Source organism: Arthrobacter sp. sptzw42 (genome assembly GCF_059089685.1).
In genome coordinates, this window is record NZ_JBNHEX010000011.1 from 62,765 (window position 1) to 79,877 (window position 17,113).

18 protein-coding genes are annotated in these 17,113 nt (G+C 65.2%); 10 read left to right on the forward strand and 8 right to left on the reverse strand.

Features of this window, described 5'->3' with window-relative positions:
* Nucleotides 1-94 precede the first annotated feature (94 nt).
* Nucleotides 95-595, reverse strand: coding sequence for a ribonuclease E activity regulator RraA (gene rraA / locus AC5RT4_RS13895; protein WP_494042342.1), 501 nt, complete (start codon nt 593-595; stop codon nt 95-97).
* A gap of 124 nt (nt 596-719) precedes the next feature.
* On the opposite strand from rraA, the gene AC5RT4_RS13900 reads away from it, so the two are divergent.
* From AC5RT4_RS13900 to AC5RT4_RS13920, 5 genes are all read left to right on the forward strand, one after another.
* The gene (locus AC5RT4_RS13900) at nt 720-2,006 is read left to right on the forward strand and encodes an MFS transporter (RefSeq protein WP_494106113.1); all 1,287 of its coding nucleotides are present in this window, start codon (nt 720-722) and stop codon (nt 2,004-2,006) included.
* Between the two features lie 138 nt (nt 2,007-2,144).
* Nucleotides 2,145-2,753: a TetR/AcrR family transcriptional regulator gene (locus AC5RT4_RS13905; protein WP_494042340.1), complete on the forward strand. Its 609-nt coding sequence runs from the start codon at nt 2,145-2,147 to the stop codon at nt 2,751-2,753.
* A 280-nt stretch (nt 2,754-3,033) separates the two neighbouring features.
* The gene (locus AC5RT4_RS13910) at nt 3,034-4,233 is read left to right on the forward strand and encodes an NAD(P)-dependent malic enzyme (RefSeq protein ID WP_494106114.1); all 1,200 of its coding nucleotides are present in this window, start codon (nt 3,034-3,036) and stop codon (nt 4,231-4,233) included.
* A 98-nt stretch (nt 4,234-4,331) separates the two neighbouring features.
* Nucleotides 4,332-4,835, forward strand: coding sequence for a DUF456 domain-containing protein (locus AC5RT4_RS13915; RefSeq protein ID WP_494042338.1), 504 nt, complete (start codon nt 4,332-4,334; stop codon nt 4,833-4,835).
* Between the two features lie 39 nt (nt 4,836-4,874).
* Nucleotides 4,875-5,249, forward strand: a complete 375-nt coding sequence (locus tag AC5RT4_RS13920; RefSeq protein WP_494042337.1) for a nuclear transport factor 2 family protein — start codon at nt 4,875-4,877, stop codon at nt 5,247-5,249.
* Nucleotide 5,250: 1 nt separating this feature from the next.
* Here AC5RT4_RS13920 and AC5RT4_RS13925 read toward each other — a convergent pair whose 3' ends face one another.
* Nucleotides 5,251-5,457, reverse strand: a complete 207-nt coding sequence (locus AC5RT4_RS13925) for a hypothetical protein (protein ID WP_494042336.1) — start codon at nt 5,455-5,457, stop codon at nt 5,251-5,253.
* A gap of 155 nt (nt 5,458-5,612) precedes the next feature.
* Here AC5RT4_RS13925 and AC5RT4_RS13930 point away from each other — a divergent pair, with 155 nt between their 5' ends.
* The gene (locus AC5RT4_RS13930; protein ID WP_494106115.1) at nt 5,613-6,590 is read left to right on the forward strand and encodes a hypothetical protein; all 978 of its coding nucleotides are present in this window, start codon (nt 5,613-5,615) and stop codon (nt 6,588-6,590) included.
* On the opposite strand, the gene AC5RT4_RS13935 is transcribed toward AC5RT4_RS13930, so the two are convergent.
* Nucleotides 6,591-7,244: a LysE family translocator gene (locus tag AC5RT4_RS13935; RefSeq protein WP_494106116.1), complete on the reverse strand. Its 654-nt coding sequence runs from the start codon at nt 7,242-7,244 to the stop codon at nt 6,591-6,593. It lies immediately after the preceding gene.
* A gap of 105 nt (nt 7,245-7,349) precedes the next feature.
* Here AC5RT4_RS13935 and AC5RT4_RS13940 point away from each other — a divergent pair, with 105 nt between their 5' ends.
* Nucleotides 7,350-7,805: an Lrp/AsnC family transcriptional regulator gene (locus AC5RT4_RS13940; RefSeq protein ID WP_494106117.1), complete on the forward strand. Its 456-nt coding sequence runs from the start codon at nt 7,350-7,352 to the stop codon at nt 7,803-7,805.
* A gap of 3 nt (nt 7,806-7,808) precedes the next feature.
* Here AC5RT4_RS13940 and AC5RT4_RS13945 read toward each other — a convergent pair whose 3' ends face one another.
* Complete coding sequence (locus tag AC5RT4_RS13945; protein WP_494106150.1) at nt 7,809-8,267, reverse strand: Lrp/AsnC family transcriptional regulator; 459 nt, start codon at nt 8,265-8,267, stop codon at nt 7,809-7,811.
* A gap of 341 nt (nt 8,268-8,608) precedes the next feature.
* Here AC5RT4_RS13945 and gluQRS point away from each other — a divergent pair, with 341 nt between their 5' ends.
* On the forward strand, nt 8,609-9,505 hold the full coding sequence (gluQRS, locus tag AC5RT4_RS13950) for a tRNA glutamyl-Q(34) synthetase GluQRS (RefSeq protein ID WP_494106118.1): 897 nt from the start codon (nt 8,609-8,611) through the stop codon (nt 9,503-9,505).
* A gap of 59 nt (nt 9,506-9,564) precedes the next feature.
* The gene (locus AC5RT4_RS13955; RefSeq protein WP_494106119.1) at nt 9,565-10,218 is read left to right on the forward strand and encodes an HD domain-containing protein; all 654 of its coding nucleotides are present in this window, start codon (nt 9,565-9,567) and stop codon (nt 10,216-10,218) included.
* Here the strand turns inward: AC5RT4_RS13955 and AC5RT4_RS13960 are convergent.
* From AC5RT4_RS13960 to AC5RT4_RS13970, 3 genes are all read right to left on the reverse strand, one after another.
* Nucleotides 10,196-11,455: a low temperature requirement protein A gene (locus AC5RT4_RS13960; protein WP_494106120.1), complete on the reverse strand. Its 1,260-nt coding sequence runs from the start codon at nt 11,453-11,455 to the stop codon at nt 10,196-10,198. The genes AC5RT4_RS13955 and AC5RT4_RS13960 overlap by 23 nt on opposite strands.
* A gap of 18 nt (nt 11,456-11,473) precedes the next feature.
* Entirely contained in the window at nt 11,474-12,799 is a 1,326-nt protein-coding gene (locus AC5RT4_RS13965; RefSeq protein WP_494106121.1) for an ATP-binding protein, read from the reverse strand.
* Between the two features lie 152 nt (nt 12,800-12,951).
* On the reverse strand, nt 12,952-13,440 hold the full coding sequence (locus tag AC5RT4_RS13970; RefSeq protein WP_494106122.1) for a universal stress protein: 489 nt from the start codon (nt 13,438-13,440) through the stop codon (nt 12,952-12,954).
* A gap of 230 nt (nt 13,441-13,670) precedes the next feature.
* Here AC5RT4_RS13970 and ggt point away from each other — a divergent pair, with 230 nt between their 5' ends.
* Nucleotides 13,671-15,500, forward strand: a complete 1,830-nt coding sequence (gene ggt / locus AC5RT4_RS13975; RefSeq protein ID WP_494106123.1) for a gamma-glutamyltransferase — start codon at nt 13,671-13,673, stop codon at nt 15,498-15,500.
* Nucleotides 15,501-15,587: 87 nt separating this feature from the next.
* On the opposite strand, the gene AC5RT4_RS13980 is transcribed toward ggt, so the two are convergent.
* Entirely contained in the window at nt 15,588-17,099 is a 1,512-nt protein-coding gene (locus tag AC5RT4_RS13980; RefSeq protein ID WP_494042326.1) for an amino acid permease, read from the reverse strand.
* Nucleotides 17,100-17,113: the final 14 nt, after the last annotated feature.

Sequence of the window (17,113 nt, forward strand, 5' to 3'; positions counted from 1 at the left end):
AAGGGAAAAAACGATAGTTGCTTTCAGTAACTATCGCACGCCCCGGCGTATTCCCCGCGGCGGTACGCTTTCCTTCCCCTCCCTGGCATGCGGCTCAACGCTCCACGAGGATCCCGTCCGGGTCGCACCAGATCCTTGCCCCGGTACGGATGGTCACGCCGTCGATCTCCACATCCACGTCGACTTCGCCGGCGCCGGCCTTGGCGCTCTTGCGCGGGTTGCTGCCCAGTGCCTTCACGCCCAGGTCAAGCCGGCCGATAGCCTCGCGGTCCCGGATCGCACCATTGATGACGACGCCGGCCCAGCCGTTCGCCACGGCGCTTTCGGCAATCATGTCCCCCATCAGGGCAGTCGCCAGCGAACCGCCACCGTCCACCACCAGCACGCTGCCGTTGCCCGGGGTGGCCAAGGTGGACTTCACCAGGGCGTTGTCCTGGAAGCAGCGGATGGTCCGTGCCTTTCCGCTGAAGTGGGAACGGCCACCCAGGGACTGGAACTGCAGCGACACCGAGGCGAGATCGTCGCCGCGTTCGTCGTAGAGGTCTGCAGTGTTGACGGCGGGAGCCGCCTCGTTAGGGCTGGTCGCTGCGCTCATGTAGCTCTCCTCGGTGTTTCGGCTGCCGCCATATGTGCCCGTGCTGTCCGTGGGCGCAGCGGCGCGGTAACGCCCACGATAGTCTGATTCCGTCGTCAATCAGCCGTAGCCCGGGGAGCGAATCATGAGCCTGTCCGATACTCCCGCCCCCTTGGACCGGGGAGCCGTTCCGGAAGGTCCGGCGGCAGCCCTCGCCGAACCGACACGACGCGTCACTGCCCGGTGGGTCACCGGGCTTGTCCTGGTCAACGTGGGCATTAACGCGGCCTTTTTTGGCCCCATCAACGTGTTCCTTGGGCAGCAGGCCATCGGGATTGACGAGGACAGCAAGGAAGCGATCCTGTCCCTCGTGTTGGGTTGCGGCGCTGCAGTGTCCCTGGTGGCCAACCCTTTGTTTGGCGCTTTCTCGGACCGGACAACCTCCCGATTTGGCCGCCGGTCTCCCTGGGTGCTCGCCGGCGCAATCCTGGCTACGGCTGCACTCCTGGCGCTCTCGGGCGCCACGACCGTTGCCCTTATGGTGCTGTTCTGGTGCCTGGTGCAGCTGGGGGCCAACGCGGCCTACGCGGCGATCACTGCCGCAGTCCCGGACCGCGTACCGGTGCTGCAGCGCGGTGGAGTGGGTGGGTTGGCCGCTATGGGCCAAACGGTGGGGATCCTGATCGGCGCAGTTTTTGGCGCCGTCGTCAGCGGCAACTACATGGTGGGCTACGCATTGTGCGCCGGGGCGCTGATGGTCTCCGTGCTGCCTTATCTCTTCCACCCCAACGATCCCCAGCTGCCGCTGGACCACCGCCCGCCTTTCGCCTGGGTCAGCTTTGTCCGGAGCTTCTGGATCAGCCCCGTCCGCTACCCGGACTTCGCCTGGGCCTGGCTCACCCGCTTCCTTGTTAACGTCTGCAACCAATTGACCATTGTGTACCTGCTCTTTTTCCTTCGGGACGTCCTCAAACATGAGGACCCGGCCCTGGGAGTCCTGACCCTGACCGGCATTTACGCGCTCATGGTCATGATCTCCGCAGTGGTGGCGGGGCGGTGGAGCGACCGGGTGGGCCGGCGGAAGCCTTTCGTGATCGGGTCCTCTGCAGTCATCGCCGCGGCGGGGCTGACACTGGCCTTCTTCCCCGTTTGGACCGGCGCACTTGTTGGAGCCGCCATCCTGGGCGTGGGGTTCGGAGCCTACCTTGCTGTTGACCTCGCGCTGCTGACCCAGGTCCTGCCCATGGCTGCGGACCGGGGCAAGGATATGGGCATCATCAACGTGGCGAGCTCGCTTCCCCAGGTGTTCGCGTCCCTGCTCGCGTTCCTCGCTGTGACGTACTTCGGCGGGTACCTCACGTTGTTCATCACGGCAGCAGTCATTGGCCTGCTGGGTGCGGTGTTCGTGGTGAAGATCAAGGGCGTCCGGTGAGCCTGCGGAAGGGCCGGAACTAAGCCAACTGACGAATTCCACCACATGGCGGTGCCGTATAGTTGAACCGGATTTGCAGGCGGTCCGGGATGAAGACGCTCCCGGCTGCAGCACCGTCGAACACAACCCGGAAAACAGATGCCTGAGACCTTTCCAGACCATCCGCCAATGGCCGCCATACCCTCCGCTCCCCGCCAGCGGCTCCGTTATGCGCGTATCCTCGAGGCCGCCGGCGGCTATGCCAGGAAGGGCCTGGACGCAGTGGAGCTGCCCGAGGTGGCAGCCAAGGCTGATGTGCCCCTGGGGACGCTGTACCGCTACTTCCCCACCAGCACGCACTTGATGCTCGCGCTCTACCGCCAGCAGCTCGGGGAATTGCAGATTGCCGGGCGCACCACCGCGTCGCGCTTCCGGGGCAGGGCGCTGGGCGGGTTGCTGATGGAGATGTTCCATATGCGCGTTATGCAGCCCGCCGTCGAGCAGTGCCTGAGCCGCGGGATCTATCTTCCCGACGGAGACACTACCGCGCTCCTGCGCGACATCGATGCGCTGAGTGAAAAGCTGGTAGCCAATGCCTCCGGAGACGCAACCGCTGCCCGGGTGCTCCTGCTGACCGTCACTGGTCTGGTCCAGTCCGTCCGCAACCGCCGCCTTTCCCTCTTCGAGGCGGAGGAAGACCTAAAAAAGGCCTGCGCACGGCTCGCGCCAGCCACCGAAGGCAGCTACACACTTCACCGAAGCGCGTAACCGGTCTAGACCATCAAGCGCATAAATCGCACTTATTTCCGTAACGCGGATCACGGCGGGCGGTGGAAAACCGTTTTGGCAGGCTGCATGTTTGTCAAAACGGGCAGCAGGCGTCCACTTCGCTGCCTACCATGGTCCACAACGGAGCGGCTGGGCCACCACCGAAGCTCCCAAGGACCCGCCACCCCAGGGTTTTCCGCCGCACCACCTTCGACTCGTGCCTGTTCGGGTATGAGCCCCATGTGCCGTGTGCCCACGGCGAGCACCAGGAGACAACGACGTGTCCATTGACGCAATCGCAGCCACTGATAATTCCGCAGCCACCGCACTAAGCGAAGCCGAGATCTTCGACGCCCACCAGGGCGGCAAGCTCTCCATCGCCAGCACGGTGCCGCTGTCCAACAAGCGCGACCTGTCCATCGCCTACACCCCTGGCGTGGCTGAAGTCAGCCGCGCCATCCACAAGCAGCCTGAGCTTGCCCGCACCCTGACCTGGGCCGAGCGTCTGGTGGTCGTGGTCAGCGACGGCACTGCGGTCCTGGGCCTGGGCAACATCGGAGCCAGCGCCTCCCTGCCCGTGATGGAGGGCAAGTCGGCCCTGTTCAAGACCTTCGGCGACCTTGACTCCATTCCGTTGGTGCTCAACACCACGGACGTGGATGAAATCGTTGAAACCTTGGTGCGCCTGCGCCCCAGCTTCGGCGCCGTCAACCTCGAGGACATCGCCGCTCCGCGCTGCTTCGAGCTTGAGGAAAAGCTTATTGAAGCCCTGGACTGCCCCGTTATGCACGATGACCAGCACGGCACCGCCGTGGTTGCCCTTGCAGCGCTGACCAACGCAGCAAAGGTGACCGGCCGCCAGCTGGAGAGCCTGCGCGTGGTGGTTTCCGGTGCCGGTGCCGCCGGCATCGCCGTCGCCGAAATCCTGCTCGCCGCCGGCATCACCGACGTGGTCCTGCTGGACTCCCGCGGCATCATCAACAGCGCCCGTACCGACCTTGCTGCGGACCAGGCCAGCAAAAAGGCCGCCATCGCCGGCCGCAGCAACCCCCGCGCCCTGGCGGGCGGCCCTGCCGAGGCGCTGGCCGGTGCCGACGTCTTTATCGGTGTCTCCTCCTCGAAACTGGACGAGGAACACCTGGCCCTGATGAACCAGGACGCCATCGTGTTCGCCCTTTCCAACCCGGACCCCGAGGTCCTGCCTGAGGTTGCAGTGAAGTATGCCGCCGTGGTGGCCACCGGCCGCAGTGACTTCCCGAACCAAATCAACAACGTGCTGGCCTTCCCGGGCATCTTCCGCGGCGCCCTGGACGCAGGTGCCCGGCGGATCACCCCCGCGATGAAGCTTGCCGCCGCCAACGCCATCGCTGACCTCGCGGCGGAGGACCTCGCGGCCGACTACATTGTGCCCAGTCCGCTGGACCCGCGGGTTGCTCCGGCTGTCACCGCGGCCGTTGCCGCAGCGGTGGAAGCAAAGTAGCAGCACACCGCTTTCCTGAAATTACGACGGCGGTGCCTCCCCTGCGCGGGTGGCACCGCCGTCGGGGGTTATCCGGGCCGAACCATAGACTGGGGACCATGAACTCGGAAACCGTGGTGACCGTCCTGTGCGGCCTGGCAATTCTTGTAGGCGTGGCAGGCACCGTGATCCCGGTGCTTCCGGGCAGCATCCTGATCGGCGCCAGTCTGTTGGCGTGGGCCATCTGGGGCGGAGCCGGCACCGCAGGGTGGGTGGTGTTCGCGATTGCCATGCTGTTTGTGGTTGCGGGCATGGCCGCCGGCGCCGTCCTCACGGGCAGGAAGCTCAAGGAACACGCCATCCCCAGCAGAAGCATTGCGGCCGCCCTGGTTACGGGCGTAGTGGGCATGTTCATTATTCCCGTGGTGGGGCTCTTCGTCGGATTTGCGGCCGGCCTGCTGCTGAGCGAATTCCTCCGCACCCGCAACATCGGTACAGCGACGACTTCGAGCTGGGCAGCCCTCAAAGCCACCGGGCTGGGCATGCTCGCCGAGTTCGGCCTGGCATGCCTCGCGGCCAGCACCTGGGTGATCGGTGTGTGGGTCGCGGCCGCGAACGGCTGAGCCCTTGCGGCCTCAAACGGCAGGGCGTAGAACGGCACCATGACTGAGCAACGTTCGGCGCAGGAGCAGGTGTCCGCCTGGATGGAGAAGTACCAAACCGCATGGACCAGCAACAGGCCCGAGGACATCCGTGCGCTCTTCACCGCGGACGCAAGGTATGAGACGCGGCCCCATGACCCCGCGGCATGGCAGGGGCTGGACAGAATCATTGAAGGGTGGCTCGCCGCCCGCGATGAGCCCGGGGACTGGAGCTTCAGCTGGGAGCTGCTGGGCGCGGACGGCGACACCGTTTTTATCCAGGGCGTTACCACCTATTCCGGCGGCCGACCTACCTATGACAACCTCTGGGTACTCCAGCTGGACGGCTCCGGCAGGGCATCGGCCTTCACGGAATGGTTTATGGAACGGCCATGAGCTAGAGGCCCAGCCCTCCCAGCTTGTCCCCGAGGCCGCCAGGGAGTTTCCCCAGCAGATCTGCGGGGTTGATGCCCAGCTTGGACAGGATTCCGGCATGCTGGTCCGTGTCCACCTGGTCCGGCAGCTCCGAGTCGGCCTGGGCGGCCTTGTCATGGTCCCCCTGGTTTCGAAGGAGCTCGAGGATCTGGGATTTGTCGATTTGCACTGTGCTCTCCTTATTGACGGCGGAACTGCTAAGGGTGCTTACCAGCCTTGCGGAAATTCCCAGCCGGAACAAGTACCGGCCGCCGCGCGGCCCGGCCACGGGCCACCCGGGAGCAACCGCTCCGCACTGCTGGAAGTCGCGGCTAGCATGGAAAGATGATGCCCGGGGACCCTCCACCGATCTATTGGGACAGCAGAGACCTCACACCGTTCGGCCAGCCCCAGCTGCGGACGCCAGTCCATGAGCTCGCCGGGGGAGTGGGCGGCCTGCTCACCGGTGTGCTCGGCGGACGCCACCCGGCCCTGCTGTCAGTGGACGGTGAAATCCCACGGCTCAAACGGATGCTGCCAAAGCCCGCCAAGGCCGTACACGAGGCAGTCTTCGCCAGCCGCCATCCCGAACAGCTGATCACCCTGGCACGGGCTTATCCCGGATGGGCCGGGCTCTGCTACCTCATGGCCGGACTGCTGGTCTACAAGCAGGGCGGCTACCTTCGAGCGTCGGAACTTCTCCAGCGCGGGCTTACCACCAGGAATGAAGACGAAGCCAACCGTTATTCCTCCACCTACCTCACCAGGATCGTCACCCAAATCGAACTGGCCGAACGGGTGGAAATCCCCGTCCTGTTCAGCGAGGAGTCGGTGTTCCTCGCACTGGCACATTCGTTGCGGGAGACGGGGCGCACGGAGGCAGCGTTGGACGCCCTAAGCGGGCTGCCGCCGTCGCTCCCCATGGCCTTGGCGCGCTGTTCGCTGGCGCTGACCCTCGGCCGGAGCCGCACAGTGATCGACTGGACCGATGGCCTGCTCAACGCGGACGATCTTTCTGCCGCCCTGTTGCTCGTGCGGGCGCGGGCGCTGCGGCGGGAGGGCCGGCTGGAGGCGGCGAACCAGGCCCTGGCCGAGGTCCTGCGGCGGCGGAAGACGCACCTGACCCTGCGGAACGACGCCCTGACGGACCGTGCGCTCCTGCTTCTTGACTCCAGCCGGAGATCGCTCAACCCCCGGGACTGGGGGCGGCGGCGCGAGGACCCGGTGCCGCAGCGGGAAATCTCCGGACCGGTTCCCATCCGCAAAGACGAGGAAATGCGCCGCATCTGGGAACAGGACTGGAAACAGCTCAGCGACGACTAGTTAGGCACCGTCACCCAGGGCCCCGCCAAGGAGCGGCAGGAGCTGTTCTCCGAGCAGTACCGCCGCCAGCACCACCATGATCACACCGCTGGCCAGGGTCACCGTCCGGGCAGCACCCGGCCGGCTTTGCAGCAGGGTGCGGGACAACAGGGCGACGGCGGTGTATACGAGCCCCGCAAGCAGTACGAACGTCATGCCGAGCAGGCCCGACTGGACCGGGACGGGCAGGGGCGCCTCTGCGCTGACAAACTGCGGAACGAGGGCCACATAGAAAAGCAGGCCCTTGGGGTTGATGCCGCTGGTTCCCATGCCCTGGAGGAAGGAGCGAAGCCGCGTATGTCCGTCGCTGCCGGTGCCGGCCGAAAAGCTGGCCCCGCGCCAGGAGCGAAGGGTGCTCACCCCGAGCCACAGCAGGTAGCCGGCGCCGGCAAGGGTGATCCAGCCAAGGACCCCGGGCATCCCCGTGAGCAGGGCAGCAAGGCCGGCCACCAGCAGGACCGTGTGGATGACATATCCGCCGCACAGCCCTGCCACCGCCGGCACGAAGCTGCGCTGCCTCAGACCTGCGGCGATGGAGTACGCCCAATCCACCCCTGGCGTGCAGGCCAACGCTGCAGCCACCAGCGCAAAAGCCAAGAACAGCTCCGGATTCATCGTTTCTCCTGCCAGGTGGGGTGTCAGGAGAAACCCTAGATACTTTCCGTCCGGAAGTGCTGTCCTTTTTCGCCCGAACTGCTGCTCCAGCGGTAAGATTCTTGCGTGGTTGACCATGTTGACAGAAATATTTTGCGCCTCCTTCAAGAGGACGGCAGGATGACTGCCACGGCGCTCGCCGGGAAGGTTGGCTTGACCGTCGCTCCCTGCCATCGGCGGCTGCGGGATCTGGAACGTTCGGGCGTGATTCGGGGCTACCGGGCGGACATTGATCCATCGGCTGTTGGCTTGGGATTCGAGGCGATTGTGTTCGTCACCCTTCGGCAGGTGGACCGTTCCACCATGGAGGTTTTCGAAAACCGTGTCGCGGACAATCCCAATATCGTGGAGGCCCAGCGGCTCTTCGGGTCGCCCGACTACCTGCTGAAGGTCATCGCCGAGGATCTGCCTGCCTACCAGCGCTTCTATGATGCCGAACTGACGTCCCTGCCCGGGGTTGAGCGGCTGACGTCCACCCTGGTCATGAAAAACCTCAAGTCCAACGCGGGGCCCCCGGTTTAGCTGTCAATCGTTGAGCAAACCGGTGGTGCGGTAGGGGATGACCTCACGGAGGAACATGCTGGTGGAAGTCCGTACGATGCCCGGGCACAACCTGATTTCCTCCGAAACGCGGTAGAGGTCGTCTGGGCTGGCGGCCACTACGCGAATCAGCAGGTCCGTGTCCCCGGCCGGCGCGTGGCACTCAAGTACCTCTGGGATTTTGCGGAGCGCGGCAATTGCCTCGTTGAGGTGGCTCTGGTCCAGTTCCGCGCTGACCGAAGCAGCGACTCCTCGGCCCAGTGCGGCAGGAAGAACCCTGCTGCTGTTCGGGCGCAGCGCTCCGGACGCCGTCATCCGTTCCAGCCTGGCCTGCACGGTTCCGCGGGCCAGGCCCAGCCGCTGGGCCAGCACCATAACGGGAACGCGCGGGTCTTCGTCCAGGCCCTTCAGGATGCGCTTGTCCGTGGCGTCCAGTTCCTGCAATTTGATCAGTTCCTGCCGGTTCGGGCCTAACACATTGGCCAGATTGACCAAGCGGCGCGTTGCTTGTTGTTCCAACTGTAGGTTATCTGCTCAAATGATGGCAATGAAGGCAAGAGCTACCGCTTGACCCCCACCGGCTTACAGGCTCCCGGCACACCACCCGGGTTCTGGACACCGCCTCCCGCAAGGAGGCCGCCGCTGATTGACACTTGTTCACACCATAGTCATTCTGCAAACACGGCAAGAGCCCCTGGGCTACCGGCGTCGGATTCCCGAAGTCACCGGTAGCTGAGGGGCTCTTGTGTTGTCGCGCCCATCGTTGCGGCGAATAGGGTTGACCCATGACCTCCGCAGGCCGCTTTGCCCCCAGCCCTTCCGGGGAACTTCACGTGGGGAATCTCCGGACAGCCGTACTCGCCTGGCTTTTTGCCCGTTCCACCGGCCGGAAGTTCCTGCTCCGCGTCGAGGACCTGGACCGGGCACGCGCCGGCGCGGAAGCGGAGCAGCTGCGGGACCTGGAGGCCATCGGCATCACCTGGGATGGCGATGTGGTGCGACAGACTGCCCGGAGCTCCCTTTACGCCCAGGCGATCGCGCGCCTGGAGTCGGCCGGCCTGACCTACGAGTGCTTCTGCACCCGGCGCGAAATTCAGGAGGCACCGTCCGCCCCGCACGCCCCGCAGGGTGCCTATCCGGGGACCTGCCGCAACCTTGACCCCGCCGAGCTGGAGTTCAAGCGCTCCACGCGGCCGGCCGCTGTCCGGCTGCGCGCCGATACATCCCGGTACACCGTGCACGACCTGCTCCACGGCACGTACACAGGCCTGGTGGACGACTTTGTGCTCCGCCGCAACGACGGCGTGACCGCCTACAACCTTGCCGTGGTGGTGGACGACGCCGAACAGGGTATCGACCAGGTGGTCCGCGGCGACGACCTGCTGCCGTCGACGCCACGGCAGGCCTTTCTCGCGTCGCTCCTGAATATTCCAGTTCCGGAATATGCGCATGTTCCGCTGGTGGTGAATGCCGACGGCGCCCGCCTGGCGAAGCGCGACGGTGCAGTGACATTGCGGGATCTGTCGGTGGCGGGATGTTCTGCCGCTGCAGTACGCGACCGGTTACTGGAATCGCTGGGACTGCCGGCCGGGCCTCTGGAGAAAGCCCTGGCAGCATTCGATCCCGCTGACGTCCCGAGGGAGCCCTGGGTATACAACGGCATCAAGCCTGCCGCGCACTGATTTCCGCCATGAGGGAGCCCGGTTGAGCCAACGGAGCCCGCTCAGCCTAGGCTTAGAACATGTCAGACCAGCAGGCCGCGGAGCAGAGCCCGGCGCCCAAATTCACGGTAGAGACTGCAAAGGTCCTTGCCGAGGTGGCCCACAACCGGCAAAAGGACAAACTGAAGCGTCCGTACCGTGAGCATGTCCTCGCCGTTGGTGACGCCCTCGCCGATTTCGACGACGACGTCAGGATCGCCGGATACCTGCACGATATCGCGAAGGACACCCCCATCACCCGCCAGGCGCTGCTGGATATGGGGGTCTCGGAGCGGGCCGTGGAGATCATTGAACGCGTTACCAACCGGCTCCACAGCAACCCGGACGATTATCAGGCCGGTATTCGGGAAATCGCCGAGGACCACGACGCAGCCTTGGTCAAGATTGCGGACAACGCGCACAACTCACTGCCTGAGAGGGTCAAGGCGCTGGCTGAGAAATGGCCGGACAAACCGCCCGTCACCAAGTACCGCGAGGCACGTCCTGTGCTGTATGCCGCCGTCGAGGTGGAGGAAGTACGGAAGATCCTGGCCCGGGTGAACCCGTGGCTGCTGCAGGAGTTGGACGACCAGCTGGATGAGGAAGACACCACCGATTACGAAAACCTGTCCTACGGGGAGCCGGATGGCGCGGGCGGGACGGCATTGGACGCTAGGACGGGCGGGGAGCGGTAGTCTCCGCCTCCAGCTTCTCCAGGGCGTGATGCAGGCGGTCCGAGCCGCGTCGCTCGTCAACGACAATGGAAGCGCCAAGTGCAAGCACAATCACCAGCAGGCACACCGGGACCGACACTCCGGCCGCTGCCAGTCCCACCGCGGCCGCCAGCGCCATCAGGACCACGCCGGCCACGGTAATAACAGTCCTGTCCCGGCCAACCATGACGCTGTACAGCCAGGTCAGGGAGCCCTTGAACAGTCCCACCGGAACCGCAATGCTGGCTACGGCCACTGCGGCACTGACGTGTGCCTCATGGTCGATGTAGTAGGCGGCCACGTGCAGGCCTGCTCCCGTGGCCGCAATGGCGGCGAAGATGGGGATATGGCCGTAGCCGAAGAGGAACGACCGGTGCCGGCGCACGTGCAGCGCCCGGCCGGAGGGCAGCATGAAGTAGATCCACCACATGGCGAATGCCAGGGCTGTTCCGCCGAAGCCCACCAACGCCGCGTCGAGGCTCCAGCCGTGGTTGGCAACGATGGCGCGCAGGGTTTCGATGGCACCGATGAGGCATTCCCCCAAGGCGATGATGGCCAGCAACCCGTACCGCTCGGCAATATGGTGTGCGTGCCACGGCGTCCTGGCTTTCCGCTCGGCGGCATAGGGTGTCGCCATTTCCAGCGCCATCAAGGGCACAATCATGGCGAACGTGGTGGGAACATCGGCTTCGATGATCAGTACCGCAATCCATCCGAGCTGCACGAGCGCGAGGTACCGGGCGTAGCGCAGGCACGTCCCGCGGCGCGCGGGATCCTGCCGGGCTGCCCGCAGCCACTGGGAGACCAGGGCCAACCGCATGAGCACGTAGCCGCCCACAATCACCGCGTTGTCAACGTGGTCCCCCTCCACCAGTGAATGGAACATCGGTTCAATTCCCATGGCGAGGATCAGGACTCCCACGATCTGGATCATGGTAACTACCCGGAAGATCCAGTCGTCGGTGTCGTAGGCGCTGGCGAACCAGGTGAAGTTGATCCAGGCCCAGTTCACGGCGAACATCGCGAAGAAGAAGCCCAGCAGGCCGGGGATGAAGTGCGCCTCCGCGATCTCATGCGCGAACTGGCTTCCCGCCACGCTGAAGGCAATGACGAAGGTCAGGTCAAAGAAGAGTTCAAGCGGCGTGGCGGCACGGTGCTTTTCATGCGGATCGCGGCCGCCCATCCGCGCCATGGCATGCCGAAGGGGATTGGAGGACATGAGTCAAAGATTACTGGCTTACACGCGGCCCAGTGCGTCGATGTCCTCCAGGAACTCCTGGTGCACTTCGGTGCTGACTGTGGTGCGGGTTTCGGAAATTGCGTCCAGGTAGTCCTGCGTGGAGGGCCCCTTCCGTACGGCATCACGGAGCGACGTGGTGCCGCCGGAAGCGGGACCGCCGTCGCCGTCCCTGCCGTAAACAACGTTTTCCAGCGCGCGCTGGGAGGCGCTGCGGGCGGCATACTCAATGTCGGCGGGGGAGAAGCCCTCGGTGCGCTCCACGAGCAGGTCCACGTCCACGGCGTCCACCACAAGTGCGGGGATGAAGCGTTGCCACATGGCTTCGCGGGCCTGCCGGTCGGGCAGCCCGATGGGGATGACGTAGTCAAAGCGGCCGTGCCGCAGGAAGGCGGAGTCCAGGGCGCGGATGAAGTTCGTGGCGCAGACCAGCAGCCGGCCGGGCTGTTCGCGGAAGGCCGGGATGATCTTGAGCAGCTCGTTTGTGACGCCCTGCAGGGGAGACGGCGGCTCCCCGGATCGCTGGGAAGCGATCTCCTCCACCTCGTCGATGAACACCACTGCATGCTCCAGCTCGGCGATCTCAAGGAAGGTTTCGCGGAGCGCGCCTGCCAGGCCCTGCGGGTCCGCGGCCAGCCGGGACGGGAACACTTCGACGAAGGGCCACTCGAGGCGGGAGGCGATGGCTTTGGCGAAGGTGGTTTTGCCGGTGCCGGGCGGGCCGAAGAGGACGACGGCGCGCGGTGGGACGACACCGAACTCGTCGGCGAGGTCGGCCTCGGCCAACGGAAGCACCAGGCGGCGCTCCAGCAGTTCCTTTTCCTTCCGCATGCCGGCCACGTTCTCCCACAGGTCCCGGGCCAGGACGCGGCCGCCCAGCTGGCCCAGCGCGCCGAGTTCCTGGCGCTGGACGGGGATGGTCCGCTCGAAGTAGCGCAGGTTTTTCTTCAGCGCGAAGCCGCGGCTCAGGAAGGCCTCCACGCGCGTTTCGGATTCCGGCATCAGCGCGGAGAGCTTGTTAAGCCCGTGCGGGGCCATGCGGTTCTCGACGGCGGCGAGCAGCGAGGTGCCGATGCCGCGGCCGCGGTATTCGGGGAGGGTGGCGAGGAAAACGATCCAGCCCTGGTCGTGCGCGGCGCGTCCGACGGCGGCGCCCACCACCTGGTCACCCTGCACCGCCACCACGGCGTGGTCCTTCTCGCACGAGGCCAGGACTTCGGAGAGTGCGTACACCGGTTCGACGTTGTAGGACTTGAGGGTTTCCCAGAGGTGCAGGATCCCGTCGAGGTCCGCTGAGTGGAAGTCCCTGATCCGCCAGTTGGTCATACCGTCTCCCGGTGTGGTTCGTCGTTGAACTGCTGAGTGCACGCACGCCACCCTTACCCGGCGCGGGCGCCAAGTGGCACTCAGCTGAGCATAGGGGATCGGCTTCCAACCGGGAGATGCGGGAGCGTTGCGTTACGCCGCGGGCTCGGGTCCTACAGCTTCGCAGCCTTCTTGTCCTTGGAGCCACGCCAGAGATGGTGGGGGCGATGGCTGCCGTCGGCGTGCACTACCAGGACCGGGCAGGCAGCGTGTGAGACGCACGCGGAGCTGACAGAGCCAAGGTGCATGCCAATGAAGCCGCCGTGCCCGCGGCGGCCCACCACCAGCATGGCGGCGTCCGTGCCGGCTTCGACGAGTTTGGCCGGCGCGGAGCCGCGGACCACTTCCTGGCTGATGTTCGTTGGGAGTTCCGGCCCGAACGCTTTTCCGAGCGCCTCGGTCAAGGTGTGCGCCGCAGCTGCCTGGAAGGCCTCAAAGTCCGGCGGCACGTAGCCGGCGTAGATCTGGGGGAAATCCCAGCAGGCCATGGCGTGGATCCGTGCGTTCAGCGCCGGGGCCAGCCGGGCCGCCAAACGCAGGGCCTGCACCGAGGAATCGGAGCCGTCCACCCCCACAACTATTTTTGCTTCCGGGTCGTTCATCACGGTCCTCCTCGACGGATGGCCGCCAAAGGCGGCGCCCGAAGTCCCGCCGCTTAAACGGCGGGATGCGGCTGAGGGTAGACCTGACCCGGGTGGCCGTCAAGGGGGTATTGCAGCCGGGGTGCGTGCAGGTGATTGAACGCCCAACAGGGGGTAGCAGCAGCCGTTGAGTGTCCCCTGCCCTAGGAGTAGCGTGACCCACATCACTTCCAACCCCTTCAGGAGCAACCATGCCACATCTGGGACGCCGGCTTGCAGCCATGACGGCGGCACTGGCAATGAGCGTGACCACAGGAGCGTTGGCCAGCCCCGCTGCTGCCCACCCGCAGCAGGCTGGTGACATCCAAAAGACCCCGACGGCCACGGGGTACGGCGGCGCGGTCAGCACCGTTGACCCTGACGCCTCCGCCGCGGCCATAGAAGTCCTCCGGAAGGGTGGCAACGCCGTGGACGCCGCCGTGGCCGCAGCCGCCACCCTCGGCGTCACCGAGCCTTACAGTGCCGGCATCGGCGGTGGTGGCTACTTCGTGTTCTACGATGCGAAGAGGGGCAAGGTCCGCACCATTGACGGCCGCGAGACGGCGCCGGCCGCCATGCCCGCAAATGCCTTCCTCAAACCTGGCAGCACCGAGCCGTACCCATTCAACAAGCAGGCAACCAGCGGGATCTCGGTGGGGGTACCGGGCACTCCGGCAACCTGGGAGCGGGCTTTGGACCGTTGGGGGAGCCTGAGCCTGAGGGAAGTGCTGAAGCCTGCAATTCATGTGGCGCAGCGGGGCTTCGTCGTGGACGAGACCTTCCGGCAGCAGACGCTTGAAAACAGGGACCGCTTCCTGCCCTTTGCAGCCACCAGGGAGCTTTTCCTTCCGGGGCCTAACAACGATGCGCCTGCCGTGGGGAGCATCCTGAAGAACCACGGTCTGGCGGAGTCGTACCGGCTTCTGGCCCGGGAGGGCATGGATGCGTTCTACGAGGGAGCCATCGCCGAGGAGATCGTTTCCACTGTCCGGAACGCACCGACAAATCCGGATCCGAATACCCTGCCCGGACCTGCAGGCGTCATGACCACAGAAGACCTGGATGACTACGAGGCCCTGGACCAGGACCCCACCCACGTGAACTACCGCGGCTATGACGTTTACGGCATGGCACCTTCCAGCAGTGGCGGCACCACGGTCGGGGAGGCCTTGAACATTTTGGAGGTGTTCGACCTTCCCGCTCTTGCCAATGACAAGCCAAAGGTCCTGCACCATTACCTTGAAGCCAGCGCCCTCGCTTTTGCCGATCGCGGCAAATATGTTGGTGATCCTGCTTTCGTGAACGTTCCTACGGAAGAACTCCTCGACCCGGTCTTCGGCAAGGAACGGGCCTGCGAGATTGATCCCTTGAAGGCGGCGCCGAAGCCAGTGCCGGCCGGTGACGTATCTTCCTACAATGGTGTGTGCGATCTGCCGGCCGCTGCACAGAGCAACCCAACTGATACTGAGAGGCTGTCAACCACCAACCTCACGGTCTCGGACAAGTGGGGCAACGTGGTGGAGTACACCCTTACCATCGAGCAGACCGGCGGCTCCGGCATCGTAGTCCCCGGTCGCGGCTTCATCCTGAACAATGAACTGACGGACTTTAACGTCCCCGCCAGCCCCACGGATGCGAACCGTATCGAGCCGGGCAAGCGGCCCCGCTCGTCCATGTCGCCAACCATCGTGCTGAAGGAAGGCAAGCCGTTCGTGGCGCTCGGCTCGCCGGGCGGCGCAACGATTATCACCACCGTGCTGCAGACGCTCATCAACCGGATCGACCTCGGCATGAGCATCTCTGACGCGCTCGCCGCACCCCGTGCCTCCCAGCGGAATTCGGCAACGCCGCAGGCGGAACCGGCGTTCATTGCAGCCTACGAGGCTCAGCTCAAAGAGTACGGACACCCCGCCTTCAGCTCGGTTGCTGAGCTCGGTGCTGCCACCGCCATTGAATTCCTGCCGGACGGGCGTACTGTCGCGGCCGCTGAGCCGGTACGGCGCGGAGGCGGATCAGCGATGGTGGTGAAACCGTCACGCTAGCCCCGCCACTGAACAGTTAACGACGGCGGCACCCGGGTTCTGTAGCTCCAGAACCCGGGTGCCGCCGTCGTTGGTTGAATGCGGGGGTTATTTCTTGAAGGTGTCCGCCGGCGGGTTGGCGACCACGGGGGAGATCCCGGTGAAGCCTTGGCGGGTTTCAGCGATTTCATGGATGCGTTTGCGGCAGGCGTACCAGCCGAAGACCATCAGGACCGAGGCGATGGCCGTGACGAGCATGGTCAGCGGGGAATCGATGAACACCATGACCAGCACACCTGCCAGGAAGAGCAGCGAGAGGTAACCGGTGTACGGGGCGCCGAACATCCGAAACGAGGGGCGCTTGAGCCAACCCTTGTTCGCCCAGCGCTGGAGCTGGATCTGGCACAGCACGATGGTTGCCCAGGTCATGATGATGCCTACAGAGGCCACGTTGAGGACGATTTCGAAGGCGTCGGCGGGCACGAGGTAGTTCAGGGGGACACCCAGCAGGGACACGCCTGCGGTGATGGCGATGCCGCCGTACGGTACGCCTGCCTTGTTCATGCGGGAGGCGAACTTGGGGGCGGAGCCGTTGACGGACATGGAGCGCAGGATGCGGCCGGTGGAGTACAGGCCGGCGTTGAGGGAAGACAGGGCGGCGGTGAGGACCACGAGGTTCATGATGACGTCCACGCCCTGGATGCCGATGGAGCCGAAGAACGTCACGAACGGGCTGACGCCCTTTTCGTAGGAGGTGTAGGGCAGGAGCAGGGCCAGCAGGATGACGGAGCCGACGTAGAACACGGCGATGCGGAAGACCACGGAGTTGATGGCCTTGGGCATGATCTTTTCCGGGTTTTCGGTTTCGCCGGCCGCGGTGCCCACGAGCTCAATGGAGGCGTAGGCGAACAGCACGCCCTGCATGAGGATGATCATGGGGAGCAGGCCGTTGGGGAAGACGCCGCCGTTGTCCGAGATGAGGCTGAGGCCCACCTGCTGGCCGTCCACGGGGGTGCCGAAGATGACGAAGTAGGTGCCGACGATGAGGAAGACCACCAGGGCGGCGACCTTGATCAGGGCGAACCAGAATTCCATTTCGCCGAAGACCTTCACCGAGACCAGGTTCAGTGCCAGGACCACCACGAGGGCGATCAGGGCCCAGGCCCACTGCGGGACTGCTGCCATCCAGGGGATGTAGTTGCCGAAGAAGTTCATGTACAGCGCGGCGGCGGTGATGTCCACGATGGTGGTGGTGGCCCAGTTGATCCAGTAGAACCAGCCGGAAACAAACGCGGCCTTTTCGCCGAAGAATTCGCGGGCGTAGGAGACGAAGGAGCCCGAGGACGGCCGGTGCAGCACCAGTTCGCCCAGGGCCCGAAGGATCAGGAACGCGAAGAAGCCGCACACGGCGTAGGCGATGACCAGGGAGGGGCCCGCGGCGTTGAGGCGGCCGCCGGCGCCGAGGAAGAGCCCGGTGCCGATCGCGCCGCCGATGGCGATCATCTGGATCTGCCGCGGCTTGAGGTTCTTGTGGTAGCCCTTGTCCTCGGCGTGCAGTGCAGCCTCGGTGGCATGCGCCTGGGGCGGGACCGTGTGGTCCGTAATGGGGGAGTTTGTCATGGGGGAGTCCTTTG